Origin of the sequence: Aminobacter sp. J44 (assembly GCF_007829415.1) — a bacterium.
Lineage (GTDB): Bacteria > Pseudomonadota > Alphaproteobacteria > Rhizobiales > Rhizobiaceae > Aerobium.
On record NZ_VLJG01000019.1, the window covers coordinates 27,488 to 40,892 of the forward strand.

Below are 13,405 nucleotides of genomic sequence, written 5' to 3' on the forward strand. Positions count from 1 at the left end.
AAAAGGCCCGCCGTGAGGCGGGCCTATGGCTTGGCTGTCCGGACTGGAGACTAAAACGGACAGCCCGTGCTCTTTGAAGCCAGGAACTATTCGAGGTATTTTGTCGGGTCGACCGGTGTCGAGTCCTTGCGGACCTCGAAGTGAAGTTTCGGCATATCGGCCGAACCGCTCATGCCGGCGAGCGCGATCTCCTCGCCGCGGCGAACCTTCTGGCCGCGCTGAACCTTCAGCTCGCTCGCATGGCCGTAGACGGTGACGAGGCCGTTGTCGTGGCGCACCAGGACGGTGTTGCCGAACTCCTTGAGGCCGTCGCCGGCGTAGATGACCACGCCGTTCTCTGCCGCCTTGATCGGCGTGCCGGCCGGCACCGCGATGTCGATGCCGTCGTTCTTCTTCGTGCCAGACGCACTGTACGCGCTGATGACGCGGCCGCGGACCGGCCAGCGCATGCCGGAAATACCGGTCGAATTTGGCGCTGGGGTCGTACGATCGATCGCAGCCTTCTCAACCGGCAGCTCGGACGACTTCTTCGGCGGCGTGTAGGTCTGCACCTCCGGCTTCGGGGTCGCGCTGGTAACGGTCGACTTGTCAGGCTTCTGCTCGGCCACGACGACTGCCGTAGCAGGCTCAGCCTGCTTCGGCGCAGCGTCCCCTGCCGGAATGGTCAGGGTCTGGCCGATACGAATGTTGCCGTCATTGAGGCCGTTGGCGCGCTTGAGCGCGTCGACGCTGACGTTGAAGCGGCGAGCAATGCTGTGAAGCGTGTCACCCGAGGCCACCTTGTAGGCGTTGCCGCTGGCAGAGGCCATTGCGGGAGCAGCCGGAGCGGGGGCTGCCGCCTGCGCGAGCTGCTGCTGTGCCGGTGCGCGATCGCCCGGCGCGCGCGACGGGGTGGGAACCTTCGCGCTAGCGCTCGACTGGTCGAGCTGGCCAAGGGTGTTCGGAGCTGACGGGCGCACCTCGGCGACCTTCGGCGCAGGTGCTGGCGCCGGCGCCGGCTGAACCGAGCCGGTCGGTGCCGGATCGAGGCTGCTGCGAACGACGGGCGCAAGGGCGGGACCGGAGGAAACCGGAGAGGACGGAGCCGGATAGACCTGTGCGGGCTGCTGCCAGGTGTTCTGGCTCGGCGCTGCCGCGTACTGGCCACCCAGATCCTGGCGCGGACGCGGGGTCAGGCGATTGAGCAGACCGCCACGGCGCGGCGCGGATGAAATCGAGCCCGTCGAGGTATGGTCAACCCCGTACGGCGCTCCGGGATATGACTGCGACACCTGCTGCTGCGGAGCGTGGGAGTTGCCGGTAAGGATCGACTCCTCGAAGCGCATCACGTCGGAGCTGCAACCTGCAGCAAGGCCACCCATCAGAAAGACGGCGGCGCCCCGTGCCAGAACTCGGCGGTATTGGCCTGAAACAGCGAAACGCATCACACTACCCGCAACACTCGATACCAAAGACTGGCAGGATTAAAGCGCGTTAATGTTACTGCGCCGTTAATTAGGAAGCGGGAAAGTTTACGGACCGCATGACGCTACTAGATGGCAGCGGCAACGCCCGCAGCCATCGGCTGGAAACGGACGTTTCCAACGACCTCGCGTTCGAAGCGGCTGCCGAGCTTGGTGAGCTTCTCCATCACCTGCACACCGTCACCGGGGCCGATCGGAGCGATCATGATTCCGCCCGAGGCGAGTTGGTCGACGAAGCTGCGCGGCAGCGATTCGTAGGACGCCCAGGCGATGATGCGGTCGAACGGTCCTTCCGCCGGTGCGCCCTGTGAGCCATCGGCCTGACGGATCAGGATGTTGGAGAGGCCCAGCGTCTCGTGACGGGTGCGCGCTGCCTCGCACAGTGTGCGGAAGCGGTCGAGGCTGAGTACACGCGCGGACAGGCGCGCCATCACGGCGGAAGTGAAGCCAGAGCCCGTGCCGATCTCCAGCACGCGCGAGCCGGGTTCAAGGCTCAGCATGGAAATTGCCCGCATCTGCAGGTCGATGCCCTCGATGGTCTCGCCGCATTCGATTGGCAGCGAGCGGTCCGACCAGGCATCGGCTCGCCACTGCGGCGGTACGAAGCTGGCGCGAGGCGTTGCCTCCACCGCCGCCATCAGGTCCCGGCGATCGAGCCCTGCCCCGCGCATGCGCAGTAGAAAGGCGGCGAAGCGTTCGCGTTCCGCCTCGTCCATTGTCAGCCCGGATTCCTGGCTGGCGCCTTGGCCAGCGCGTTGGCGATCTGGTCCTTCACAGCGTAGGCGGTCAGGTCCATGTGCAGCGGCGTCACCGAAATCTTGCCTGCGCGCAGTGCGGCAATGTCGGTACCGTCGCGGATTTCGCCCGGATCCCGACCAAAGCGCAGCCAGAAATAGGGGAAGCCGCGTCCGTCCTTGCGCTCGTCGAGCCAGAGGCCATGCGAGAGCTTGCCTTGGTTAGTCACGACGACGCCCTTGACCTCGTCGGGTTCGCAGTTCGGGAAGTTGAGGTTTAGGAAGACATTTTGCGGCAGGTCGAGGCCAATAAGCTGGCGCAGAACATGCGGCGCATGCTGCTCGGTCGTCGCCCAATTGACTTCCCTGCCCTCCTCGCTGACCGAGTAGGCTTGGCTCAACGCGACCGAGCGGATGCCAAGCAACGTGCCTTCCATCGCGCCAGCGATGGTGCCGGAATAGGTCACGTCATCGGCGACGTTCGATCCCGAATTAACGCCCGAGACGATCAGATCCGGCGGCTCCGGCATCAGGTGGCGAACGCCCATGATGACGCAATCGGTCGGGGTACCGCGCACGGCATAGTGCCGGTCGCGCACCTTCCGCATGCGCAGCGGCTCCGACAGCGACAGTGAGTGCGCGAAGCCCGACTGGTCGGTCTCCGGTGCAACGACCCAGACTTCGTCGCCAAGCTGATTGGCGATGCGCTCCAGAACCTGGAGGCCCTCAGCGTGGATACCGTCGTCGTTGGTCAGCAGTATCCGCATCAGGCAGCCGCCTCGATGCGGGTGATGCCGCCCATGTACGGCCGCAGCGCATCCGGGACGCTAATCGAGCCGTCGTCGTTCTGGTAGTTCTCCATCACCGCGATCAACGCACGCCCCACGGCCACGCCCGAACCGTTGAGGGTGTGGACGTACTGCGGCTTGCCGTCGGCTCCGCGATAGCGGGCGTTCATGCGACGGGCCTGGAAGTCACCGCAGACGGAGCAGGACGAAATCTCGCGGTAGGTATCCTGGCCCGGCAGCCAAGCCTCGATGTCGTAGGTCTTGCGCGAACCAAAGCCCATGTCACCGGTGCAGAGCACGACGGTGCGGAATGGGATGCCGAGGCGCTTGAGAACGGTCTCGGCGCACTCGGTCATGCGCTCATGCTCGGCGATCGACGATTCGGCGTCGGTGATGGAGACCAGTTCGACCTTGTAGAACTGGTGCTGGCGCAGCATGCCACGCGTGTCGCGCCCGGCCGAACCTGCCTCGGAACGGAAGCACGGGGTGAGTGCCGTGAAGCGCAGCGGCAGCTTGTCGCCGGAAAGAATGTCGTCGCGCACCAGATTGGTCATCGGCACTTCCGAAGTCGGGATCAGGCCGAGGCGGCTTTCGCCATGCGGGGTGAAGAAAAGATCTTCCTCGAACTTGGGCAGCTGGCCGGTACCGAACAGCGCCTCGTCGCGCACCAGCAGCGGAGAGACGACTTCGGTGTAGCCGTGTTCCGTGGTGTGGAGGTCAAGCATGAACTGGCCAAGCGCACGCTCCAGTCGCGCCAGCTTGCCGGTCAGCACGGTGAAGCGCGCACCGGAAATCCTGGCGGCACGCTCGAAGTCCATGTAGCCGAGCGCTTCGCCGAGTTCATAGTGCTCCTTGAACGGGCCGTCCGTGCGCGGCTCGCCGAAGCGGCGGATCTCGACGTTGTCGTTCTCGTCCTTGCCGACCGGAACGTCGTCGAGCGGAATGTTCGGGACGACGGCGAGCGCATCGGTCAGCGCCTTGTCGAGCTCACGGCCGGTTGCCTCGCCGCTCTGGACGAACGCCTTCAGCTCGGCGACCTCGCTCTTGAGCTTCTCAGCGAGCTCGAGGTCGTTGGCGGCCATCGCCTTGCCGATCTCCTTCGAGGCGGCGTTTTGGCGGGCCTGCGCGTCCTGCAGTTTGGTCAGGTGGGCGCGGCGCGCCTCATCCTTCGCGATCAGATCCGCGACAACGGATTGAGCAGCGTCCGACAACTGCCCGCGCTTCTGCAGCGCCTCGGCCAGTGCCTGCTGGTTTTCGCGGATCCATTTGATGTCGAGCATGATGCGTCCGATTCCTGTCATCTGACCCCTCGCGGGTACCAATGGTGGGTAAACCGCAATCAGAATCTACGCAAGAGTTCGGATGGAAGAGGCGATGTTGCCGCAACGCCGCGCCAGTTGCGGCGACAGTCAGACTTCAGTCCCGGGCGCGAGGCCCGGGATCAGATAGTCGAATGAGGAGGAATTACTCGGCCGCGTTGGCCGTCTCGGCTTCGCGCGCAGCTTCTTCGGCAAGGCGCGACTTTTCGATCCTGCGGCAGAGGAAGATCGAAATCTCGTAGAGCAGGATCGTCGGCAGCGCGAGGCCGATCTGGCTGACCGGGTCCGGAGGCGTGATCACCGCAGCAACGATGAAGGCGATGACGATCGCCCACTTGCGCTTGTCGGCAAGCGTCTGCGCCGACAGGAGCCCGACACGTGCCAGCAGCGTCGTCACGACGGGCAGCTGGAACACCAGGCCGAACGCCAGAATCAGCATCATGATCAGGCCGAGATATTCCGAGACCCGCGGCAGGAGCTCGATGGTCACTTCCTGATCCGGGCCGATCTGCTGCATGGCCAGGAAGAACCACATCACCATCGGCATGAAGAAGAAGTAGACCAGCGCGCCACCCATCACGAATAGGATAGGCGACCATACCAGGAACGGCAGGAACGCCCGACGCTCGTTGCGGTAGAGGCCGGGAGCCACGAATTTATAGATCTGGGTGGCAATTACCGGGAACGCCAGAACCAGACCGCCGAACATGCCGAGCTTGATCTGGGTGAAGAAGAATTCCTGCGGCGCCGTGTAGATGAGGTTGACCCTGCGCTTGTCGAGCCCGGCCCACTCCGTTGCCCACTGGAACGGCTGCACCAGCAGGTTGAAGAGCTCCTTGGCAAAGAAGAAGCACAGCAGGAAGGCGAGGAAAAAGCCGACGAGCGACCAGATCAGGCGCTGGCGCAGCTCGACCAGGTGCTCGATCAGCGGGGCCGACGACTTTTCAATCTCGTCATGTTCGGAAGGAGATGCACTCACGATTTCGCTCCGCCGGCTTCTGTCTGTGCGCCTGCGGCGACTGCGTCCGATGATGCCTCGGCCGTCGCCTTCTCAGCCGGAGCAGCCGCGGAAGCCGCTGCTGCGGTTGCGGCGGTCGCAGCCGTTGCCTTCTGCACTGCCTCCTTCATCGCAGCCTGCACGGATGTCTCGCCAGCGGGTTCAGCGGCGGCAGGAGTTTCGGCGTCCGGCGTTTCGGCCGAAGGTGCGGAAGCAGAGGTATTCGGCTGCAGCGCACTGTCGAGACCGGTCTTAACGTCGCGCGCTGCCTGTTCCATTGGCGACAGCGCCTGCTTGATTTGGTTCGCCGGATTAAGCTTGCGGGCATCGCTGGCGAGATTCTTCAGCTCGTCGAGCTCGGCCTCCTTCATGGCCTCGTCGAACTGCTTGCGGAAGTCGTTGGCCATGACGCGCAGCTTGGCTGTTGTCTTGCCAAAGGTCCGCAGCATTCCGGGCAATTCTTTCGGGCCGACGACGACGATGACCACGATCGCGATCACCAGCATCTCGCTCCAGCCGATGTCAAACATCGCTTGTTACTCCGACGCAGAAAAGGTTGGCGTCTCAGCAGACCTCTTACGAGGTCTTGCCAGCCTTTTCCTTGGTCGACGCGACGGTCTCTTCGGGGCGATGCTCGACAGTCTTGGGCTCGTCCTCATCGGCCATGCCCTTCTTGAAGCTCTTGATGCCCTTGGCCATGTCGCCCATCAGCTCGGGGATCTTGCCACGACCGAACAGCAGCAGCACGACGACCAGGACGATGAGCCAGTGCCAGACCGAAAAACTACCCATGTGTAACTCTCTCTCGAATGTTTCCCCCGACCGGTCCTACCAGCCTAGGCTTCTGATTTATGTGCTTTCGCCGTTTCTTTCAAACACAAGCACATCCGATTCACGAACTGTGAGCCATATTTCCCCACCATCTCCGGTCAAAGCGCCGCACCGTACGCGCGCCCTCACCGGAATTTCGGAGCCGGGAACAGCAAGCTCCACCAGTTCAATCACCCCAAGGAACCGGCGTGATATCACCCGCGCAGGTATTTCACCATGCGTTTGCGAGACGTCAAACGCGGAAAGGCGGAATGCAACAGACGCCGGCGTGCCGTCCGCCATTCCGGGTGCTGCGTAGCGGCCAAGGGGCGTTTCCACCATCCCGCTCTGCGCCCTGCCCTCAAAGACGTTGATCTCCGAGAAAAAGCCCGCAGCGAACAGGTTTGCGGGCTGGTTATAGAGCTGCTCAGCCGTACCCACCTGAACCAGCCGCCCATCCTTCAGCAGGGCGATCTTGTCACCAAGGCGCATCGCCTCTTCTGCATCATGCGTCACGACTATGGCGGTCGCGCGACTGCGGCGTAGAATCTCGAGCGTCTCGGCGCGCACCATGTCGCGCAGGCGGGAATCGAGGCCGGAGAACGGCTCGTCCATCAGGAGCACCGCCGGTCGTGGCGCGATCGCGCGGGCGAGCGCCACACGCTGTTGCTCGCCGCCCGAAAGCGCCTGTGGATAGGAGTTTGCGTAATGCGCAAGGCCGACGCGCATCAGCGCGTTCATGGCCTCGCGTTTCGCTTCCTCTTTCGACAGGGCGGTGAGGCCAAAGCGGACATTGTCGATGATGCTGAGGTGCGGGAAGAGCGCATAATCCTGAAAGACCAGGCCGATCGAGCGCTGCTCCGGCGGCAGGAAGACTCCGGGACCCGCTATCTCCTTCTCGTTCAGGAAAAGGCCTCCGCTCGTCTGATGCTCAAGGCCGGCTGCGATTCGCAGCAACGTCGTCTTGCCGGAGCCGGATGGCCCGAGCAGGCAAAGAACCTCGCCCGCCTCCGCGCTCAGCGACACATCGTGGAGCGTCGCGACGCCTGGAGAAAATTCATGGCAAATCTGGTCGAATCTGAGCCGTGCGGCAAATGACACACCGGCTGTCACGGGCACTGTTGCAGTTTCTGCAGCCACTCGACCTCAACACGTACTGTCCTGCCGCACCGTTCGGCCGGAACAATTCTCGTCAATCATCGACGGCGCGCGGTGTCAACAGGCCGAGATCTTCGAGGTCGAGATCATCGAGCGGATCTTCGTCGTCCGTCAGCACGTCGGGATCTGCCGGCGGCTGCGGAATCGAGAAGTTGGCCGGCATGCGCGGCGAGAGCAGCCCCGCGCCCTTCAGTTCATCGATGCCCGGCAGGTCGCGGATTTCCTCGAGCCCGAAGTGGTCGAGGAAGGCATCGGTGGTGCCGTAGGTGACGGGACGGCCCGGCGTGCGGCGGCGCCCGCGCATCCTGATCCAGCCGGTTTCCATCAACGTGTCCAAGGTGCCCTTCGACGTTTCCACGCCGCGGATTTCCTCGATTTCGGCGCGCGTGACCGGCTGGTGGTAGGCAATGATCGCCAGCACCTCGAGCGCGGCGCGCGACAGCTTCTTCTGCTGCACCGCATCGCGGCTCATCAGGAAGGCAAGGTCGCCGGCGGTGCGGAACGCCCAGGCGTCGGCTACGCGGACAAGATTCACGCCGCGGCGCTCGTACTGCCGCTGCACTTCCAGCACCACGGCGCGAACATCCACGCCTTCGGGCAGGCGCGCGGCAAGTGCCTTTTCCGACACGGGCTCTGCCGAGGCAAACAGGATCGCCTCCGCCATGCGCACGGCCTCAGCCATGTCGAAGGGAAAGGCAGAGGAAGCTTCCTCCCCCTCGATCTCGAACGGAATGATCTTCGCGCTGCTGTCACTCATCGGCAGGCTCGCGGTTGCGTCTGGTTTCCGTCTGGCGGCCGCGCATGTAGATCGGCGCGAAGGCGCTGTCCTGTCGCACCTCCAGGAGACCTTCGCGGACCATTTCGAGGCTGGCGGCAAAGGAGCTGGCGATCGCGGTCACGCGCTGCTCGGGCGTCGTCATCCAGCGAATGAGGAAATGGTCAAGCGCAGTCCAGTCCTGCACATCGCCGACCAGGCGGGTCAGCACCTCGCGCGCCTGTTTAAGCGACCAGACACCGCGCTTTGCGATCTGCACGGTGCTGACGGCCTGACGCTGGCGCTGCGCGGCATAGGCGGTCAGCAGATCGTAGAGGGTCGCGGTGTACTCGTTGTGCTTTTCGACGATCACCGTCTCCGGCATCCCGCGTGCGAAAACGTCACGACCGAGGCGGTTGCGGTTGACCAGCCTCGCGGCTGCGTCGCGCATCGCTTCAAGGCGTTTGAGGCGGAATTGGAGCACAGCGGCCATCTCTTCGCCGCTCTCACCCTGGTCGCCGGGCAGCTTGGGGATCAGCAGCTTCGACTTGAGGTAAGCGAGCCAAGCCGCCATCACGAGATAATCGGCGGCAAGTTCCAACCGCATCCGACGCGCCTGCTCGATAAAGGCGATGTACTGCTCGACCAGCGCCAGAACCGAGATGCGTGAGAGGTCGACCTTCTGCGTGCGGGCCAGAGCAAGCAGAAGGTCAAGCGGGCCTTCGAAACCGTCGACGTCGACCACGAGCGAGGGCTCGGAGACGCCGCGGCTCTCCTCGTTCTCGCTCCAGAGCCGCTCCATCGGAACGGCGTTTTTGGCCGGTGTCGTCGCCAATGGCCTTCCTTATGCTACCGCCCCGAACAGGGCCTCGAATTCCGCCCGGATTTCCGCCTCGCTCGCGCCATCGTTGATGGCGAGCCCCTGCACCGCTAAATGCGCACGGCGCGACGCGTCACCCGCCAGCACCGGGGTGCGGCTCGCGACAGCCTTCATCTCGTCCATGATGCCGTTGCAGTGGAGGACGACATCGCAGCCGGCAGCAAAGATCGCCTCGGTGCGCTCGGCGAAGTCGCCAGATAGCGCCTTCATCGACACGTCATCACTCATCAGCAGCCCGTCGAACTGCAGCTCCTTGCGGATGATTTCATTGATCGCCTTCGGCGAGGTCGTGGCCGGGCGCTCGGGATCGATCGCCGTGTAGACAACATGCGCCGTCATCGCCATCGGCGCGTCGGAGAGCGCGCGGAACGGCGGAAAATCGTGCGCGCGTAGTTCATCGAGCGTTGCTTCGACAACAGGCAGATTGTGGTGGCTGTCGGCAAAGGCGCGGCCGTGGCCGGGAATGTGCTTGATGACCGGCAGCACGCCGCCCGCCTTGAGGCCTTCCATGGCCGAGCGGCCCATCAGCGTGACGATGCCCGGCTCCTTGCCGTAGGCGCGGTCGCCGATCACGTCATGTGCGCCCTCGACCGGTACGTCCAGCACCGGCAGGCAGTCAGCCGTGATGTCGAACTTGCGCAGGTCGAACGCATGGAGGCGCGAGACCAGCCAGGCCGCGCGCAGGCCTGCATCCGGGTACTTCTGGTACAGCGCGCCAAGGGCAGCGCCGGGCGGATAGTTGGGAGCGAGCGGAGGACGCAGCCGCTGCACGCGGCCGCCCTCCTGGTCGATGAAGACCGGGGCGTCGGGATTTCCGGCGCAGTCGCGCATCGCGGCGACGAGATCGCGCACCTGCTGTGCGTCAACGATATTGCGGGCAAAAAGGATGAAGGCCCACGGCCGCTGCTCGCGGTAGAAGGCCACTTCGTCCGGGATCAGCGTCGGACCCGACGAGCCCAGGATCATTGCTTTTGATTCGCTCATGTCTCGAATCATATCCGGAAGCGCCGTGCGGCGCATCAAACTGTCCAGTACCGATTGAAACGGTCCACAAATGAAAAAGGCCACCCGAAGGTGGCCTTGATCGGTCTTTTCTCGGGATCAGCGCGACACGAAGCAGCTGCCGCCTGCCGCCTTGTAGCGGGTGCAGAGCTGGATGGCCTCGTCGCGGCTCGATGCCGGGATGCGCACCCGGTAGTAGGTGCCGCGGCCCTCGATGTCGGCGCGGACGATGTCGACGCCCCTGCCCTGGAGCACGCTGCCATAGCGGCGGGCAAGATCCTGATAGGCGGCCTGCGCGCCCTCGGCGGTCGGCTGAGAGGCGATCTGCATCGACCAGCCGCCTGCAGCCTGGCCTGCCGGCGCGGCAGCGGTCGACGCCGAAGCCGGGGTCGGTGCCGGGGCCGCCTTCTGCTGCGGCTGCGGTGCCGCTGCCTGACGCTGCGGGGCCTGACCGGGCTCCACGCGAGGCGTCGGAACGACGGCGACCGTCTGCGGCGTCTCGACGACGATGCCGTCATCTTCTGCCTCGGCCGAAAGTGCGGCGGCGCCGTCAACCGAAGGTGTGCCGACAGCCGGAGCTTCCAGAACCGACGTCGCGGCATTCTGCTGTGCCGGAGCGGCTTCGGCGACCGGAGCCGGATCCTCGCGCGGCACCAGCGTGCCGTCCGGTCGGACGACCATGGTGCGCACCTTGCGCGGCGTGACGGCTGCGACTTCTTCCGCCGGTGCGTTTTCGGCCGGCTGGGCTGCCGGATCTATACGATCCTCGGACTTCGGCTGGCCCATCACGGCGGCGAGCTCATCGCTGCCGTCATCCTCGGAGCTGCCGACTTCCATGCCGACCATGTCGTCGGCGTTGCCCTGATCGTCGATACCCGGCGCAAGAGCGGAGTCGCTATCGGTCTGCTGCAGCACATCAACCGGCTCCTCGGCGGTCGAGATCAGGCGTTCCTGACCTGGAGCAGTTTCTGTGCCCTTGCTCGCAACGCTTTCATAAACCTTGCTGTTCTGGTTCGGCACTGTAGTACCGCCCGGGTTTTCGGGGCGAACCTTCAGCGGCTCGTCATCCGCCTTCACCAGCGCCGGGCCGTCAGAACCCTCGCCGAAGAACGATGCGCCGACGAAGCCAACGGCAGCGACGATGGCGATGCCAGCAACAGCGAACGCGAGCATCGTGCCGCGGCGGCGGGGTGCCGCTTCGACGCGCTTGGGCTCATACGGAGCAGCAGCGAGTTCCTGATCGACTTCCGATTCATAGTCGAAGCTGTCGTCGGACATCGGCGGGGCGGAGAGCCAGCGGGCCTCCTCCTCGGCAAGATCCGGCTTGCTCGCGTCGGCCCTGGACGGCGCGGCAGCAGCCGGCGCAGTCGACGCGTGGGGATCCTGCATGTCATCGAAGCCATGCGCGAGCTCTGCCTCAAACGAGTCGAACGGATCGGCCGGAGGCGTGGGTTCCTCGTACGGGACTTCCGGAATGTCGAGGTCGTCTTCGAGGCGCGGAGCGGCCTCGACCACTTCGATGGTCTCGATCTCCGGGGCTTCCTCCTTTGCGGCAGCGGCCGGCGTGCCCCAGGACGAGGTGGCAGCAGAGGTCGAACCGTAAGAGGTCGACTGGCCATAGGAGGTCGTTGGCTCGGCCTTGGGCTCAGCTTCGCCGAAGGACGGCGTTGCACGCGATGTCCAGCTGCTGGCGGCTGCAGCACCAACCGCASCGGCWGCAMCGGCCGCTTGCGGGAAGTAGGACGGTGCCGGCTGGGCCTTCGGTGCCTCGTTCTCGACGTGAATGTCGAAGTCCTCGTCAAAGATGGCGTCGAAATCCGGCTCCTCAACCGGCGGCATCACGCGGCGCGGCGCTTCCACCACAACCGGTTCCGGCGCCTGCTGGGGCTCGGCCGCTACCGGCTCGTCAATATCGAGCGAGAAGTCACCAAAGATGTTGTCGAGATCATCGTGCTCCGGTTCCGGCTCACGAGAGACGGATGCAGGAGCGGGCTCCTCATCGAACGCGATTTCCGGCTCGGAAAGGCTGGCTCGACCGAATGTGTTGACCGAAGGCTGCCAGGAGTTGGCGGCCGGCTGCGGGGCCGGTGCGGCGACAGCGGCAGGCTTTTCCTCGGCATTCAGCAGCGCGGTCAGCTCGTCCTCGAAAGATGGCTCGGCCGGCGCGATGTGCAGGTGCGTCGTCGAAGTCGGGAAGATCGGTGCGGGATCAACGGCGACAGTCTCAACCACAGGGGCTTCGTCTGCCGGTTCATCGTTCAGATCGAACTCGAACGGCTCGAACGAGAAATCGTCCTCGGCAGCCTGAGCCGCAGGCTCCTCTGCGTGAACAGTCTCAGGCTCAAGTGCTACCGGCTCGGCCGGCGCGTCGGTGAGCTCAAGCTCGAACGGTTCGAAGTGGAAGTCATCGGCCGCATTATCGGCGATCTCAACCGGAGCAGCTTCTGCCTCGACGGCCTCAACCGTCTCTTCCGGCTCGGCAAGCGCCTCGTCGTTCAGGTCGAGCTCGAACGGCTCGAAGTCGAACGTGTCCTCGGTCGCCTCGGCAGCAACGGCCGGAGCAACGTCTTCGTCGAAAGCATCAGCCTCGAAGGTTACCTCAGGGACCTCGTCGTAGGCGGCGACAGGCTCTTCCTCGGCAACGGCCGCGAGCGGCTCGTCCTGTTCGAAATCGTCCAGCGGCCCAAAATCAAAGTCGAGATCATCGATGTCCGCAGCCTGCACTTCTTCCTCGGCAGTAGGCGCAAACTCCTCGACAGGTGCTTCAACCTCGGCGGTTACCGGCGCCACAACCGGAGCGAACTGCTGGACGACCGGAGCCACTTCAACGCTGTCAGCCGTCGATTCTTCCGGCTGCTGCTCGTCTTCTGCCTCGGCAGGAACCTCGGTCATGAAGGGCTCGAGCTTTTCGAGCGGCCAGAGTTCGTCGTTGTTGAGATAGAGTTCCGCGGCAGTCGCGATCACCTGGGCCGGGTCAACAACCTCGACCTCATCCTCCTCCTCGTCGGAGGTAGCCGCCGGCGCGGGTTCCGCGCGCGTGACGACCGGTTGCGGCGCAGGCTGTGGCTGAGCGACAGCCTGCGGAGCCTCGGCCTCTTCTTCCTCGTCAAATTCGGTGGTGGCGAGCAGCTCGCGCGCGAGAACTTCGTCCAGGCTCTCGTCCCAGTTCGACGCCTGCGGCTGCGCAGGCTCGGGCTGGTGGGCGACGACAGGCTCAGGAGCCGGCTCAAATGTCGGTTCAGCAGGTGCTGCAGCGACGGATGCCGAATCGTCTGACCACTGGACCGACGGCGCAGCTTCCGGCTGGGCAAACTCGTCAGACGCGAGTTCGCCCATCAGTTCCTTTTCAAGGTCGATACCGAAATCGTCTTCCGCAGGCGCGGCGGGGGCGGCCGCCGAAGCGGCCGGGCGCGGGTCGAGACCCATTATGCGCGTGAGTTCTGCGAACGGATCATTGTCCGGCAACTGGCCGCGCGTGTTCTGATTGGTGTCTGCCATGC

At 64.5% G+C, this 13,405-nt stretch carries 12 protein-coding genes; all 12 read right to left on the minus strand.

Features of this window, described 5'->3' with window-relative positions:
- Window positions 1-86: 86 nt before the first annotated feature.
- The 12 genes from L610_RS09340 to L610_RS09395 all read right to left on the minus strand — a co-directional run bounded on the left by L610_RS09340 (window position 87) and on the right by L610_RS09395 (window position 13,403).
- Window positions 87-1,424: a M23 family metallopeptidase gene (locus L610_RS09340; protein ID WP_144704510.1), complete on the minus strand. Its 1,338-nt coding sequence runs from the start codon at window positions 1,422-1,424 to the stop codon at window positions 87-89.
- A gap of 107 nt (window positions 1,425-1,531) precedes the next feature.
- Window positions 1,532-2,179 (minus strand): protein-L-isoaspartate(D-aspartate) O-methyltransferase, encoded by a 648-nt coding sequence (locus L610_RS09345; protein ID WP_034329681.1) that lies wholly within the window; start codon window positions 2,177-2,179, stop codon window positions 1,532-1,534.
- 2 nt (window positions 2,180-2,181) lie between these two features.
- Entirely contained in the window at window positions 2,182-2,964 is a 783-nt protein-coding gene (gene surE, locus L610_RS09350; protein ID WP_144704513.1) for a 5'/3'-nucleotidase SurE, read from the minus strand.
- A complete protein-coding gene (gene serS / locus L610_RS09355) occupies window positions 2,964-4,265 on the minus strand; it encodes a serine--tRNA ligase (RefSeq protein ID WP_024847772.1) in 1,302 nt (433 codons plus the stop codon). Before serS ends, surE begins: the two co-directional genes overlap by 1 nt.
- A 184-nt stretch (window positions 4,266-4,449) precedes the next feature.
- On the minus strand, window positions 4,450-5,283 hold the full coding sequence (gene tatC / locus L610_RS09360; RefSeq protein ID WP_024847773.1) for a twin-arginine translocase subunit TatC: 834 nt from the start codon (window positions 5,281-5,283) through the stop codon (window positions 4,450-4,452).
- Window positions 5,280-5,831, minus strand: coding sequence for a Sec-independent protein translocase protein TatB (gene tatB / locus L610_RS09365; protein WP_024847774.1), 552 nt, complete (start codon window positions 5,829-5,831; stop codon window positions 5,280-5,282). Before tatB ends, tatC begins: the two co-directional genes overlap by 4 nt.
- 46 nt (window positions 5,832-5,877) lie before the next feature.
- On the minus strand, window positions 5,878-6,093 hold the full coding sequence (locus L610_RS09370) for a twin-arginine translocase TatA/TatE family subunit (protein WP_024847775.1): 216 nt from the start codon (window positions 6,091-6,093) through the stop codon (window positions 5,878-5,880).
- A gap of 57 nt (window positions 6,094-6,150) precedes the next feature.
- Complete coding sequence (locus tag L610_RS09375) at window positions 6,151-7,251, minus strand: ABC transporter ATP-binding protein (RefSeq protein ID WP_245263686.1); 1,101 nt, start codon at window positions 7,249-7,251, stop codon at window positions 6,151-6,153.
- A 52-nt stretch (window positions 7,252-7,303) separates the two neighbouring features.
- Window positions 7,304-8,026 (minus strand): SMC-Scp complex subunit ScpB, encoded by a 723-nt coding sequence (gene scpB, locus L610_RS09380; RefSeq protein WP_024847777.1) that lies wholly within the window; start codon window positions 8,024-8,026, stop codon window positions 7,304-7,306.
- On the minus strand, window positions 8,019-8,825 hold the full coding sequence (locus L610_RS09385; protein ID WP_024847778.1) for a ScpA family protein: 807 nt from the start codon (window positions 8,823-8,825) through the stop codon (window positions 8,019-8,021). The genes scpB and L610_RS09385 overlap by 8 nt, the downstream gene beginning before the upstream one ends.
- Window positions 8,826-8,867: 42 nt before the next feature.
- The gene (gene nagZ / locus L610_RS09390) at window positions 8,868-9,887 is read right to left on the minus strand and encodes a beta-N-acetylhexosaminidase (RefSeq protein ID WP_024847779.1); all 1,020 of its coding nucleotides are present in this window, start codon (window positions 9,885-9,887) and stop codon (window positions 8,868-8,870) included.
- A 117-nt stretch (window positions 9,888-10,004) separates the two neighbouring features.
- Entirely contained in the window at window positions 10,005-13,403 is a 3,399-nt protein-coding gene (locus L610_RS09395; RefSeq protein ID WP_144704516.1) for an SPOR domain-containing protein, read from the minus strand.
- Window positions 13,404-13,405 lie beyond the last annotated feature (2 nt).

Bases quoted from the DNA above. Each gene is read 5' to 3' on its own strand.
- L610_RS09340 (WP_144704510.1), bottom strand. From the start codon at position 1,424: ATGCGTTTCGCTGTTTCAGGCCAATACCGCCGAGTTCTGGCACGGGGC.
- L610_RS09345 (WP_034329681.1), bottom strand. From the start codon at position 2,179: ATGGACGAGGCGGAACGCGAACGCTTCGCCGCCTTTCTACTGCGCATG.
- surE (WP_144704513.1), bottom strand. From the start codon at position 2,964: ATGCGGATACTGCTGACCAACGACGACGGTATCCACGCTGAGGGCCTC.
- serS (WP_024847772.1), bottom strand. From the start codon at position 4,265: ATGCTCGACATCAAATGGATCCGCGAAAACCAGCAGGCACTGGCCGAG.
- tatB (WP_024847774.1), bottom strand. From the start codon at position 5,831: ATGTTTGACATCGGCTGGAGCGAGATGCTGGTGATCGCGATCGTGGTC.
- L610_RS09370 (WP_024847775.1), bottom strand. From the start codon at position 6,093: ATGGGTAGTTTTTCGGTCTGGCACTGGCTCATCGTCCTGGTCGTCGTG.
- scpB (WP_024847777.1), bottom strand. From the start codon at position 8,026: ATGAGTGACAGCAGCGCGAAGATCATTCCGTTCGAGATCGAGGGGGAG.
- L610_RS09385 (WP_024847778.1), bottom strand. From the start codon at position 8,825: ATGGAGCGGCTCTGGAGCGAGAACGAGGAGAGCCGCGGCGTCTCCGAG.
- nagZ (WP_024847779.1), bottom strand. From the start codon at position 9,887: ATGAGCGAATCAAAAGCAATGATCCTGGGCTCGTCGGGTCCGACGCTG.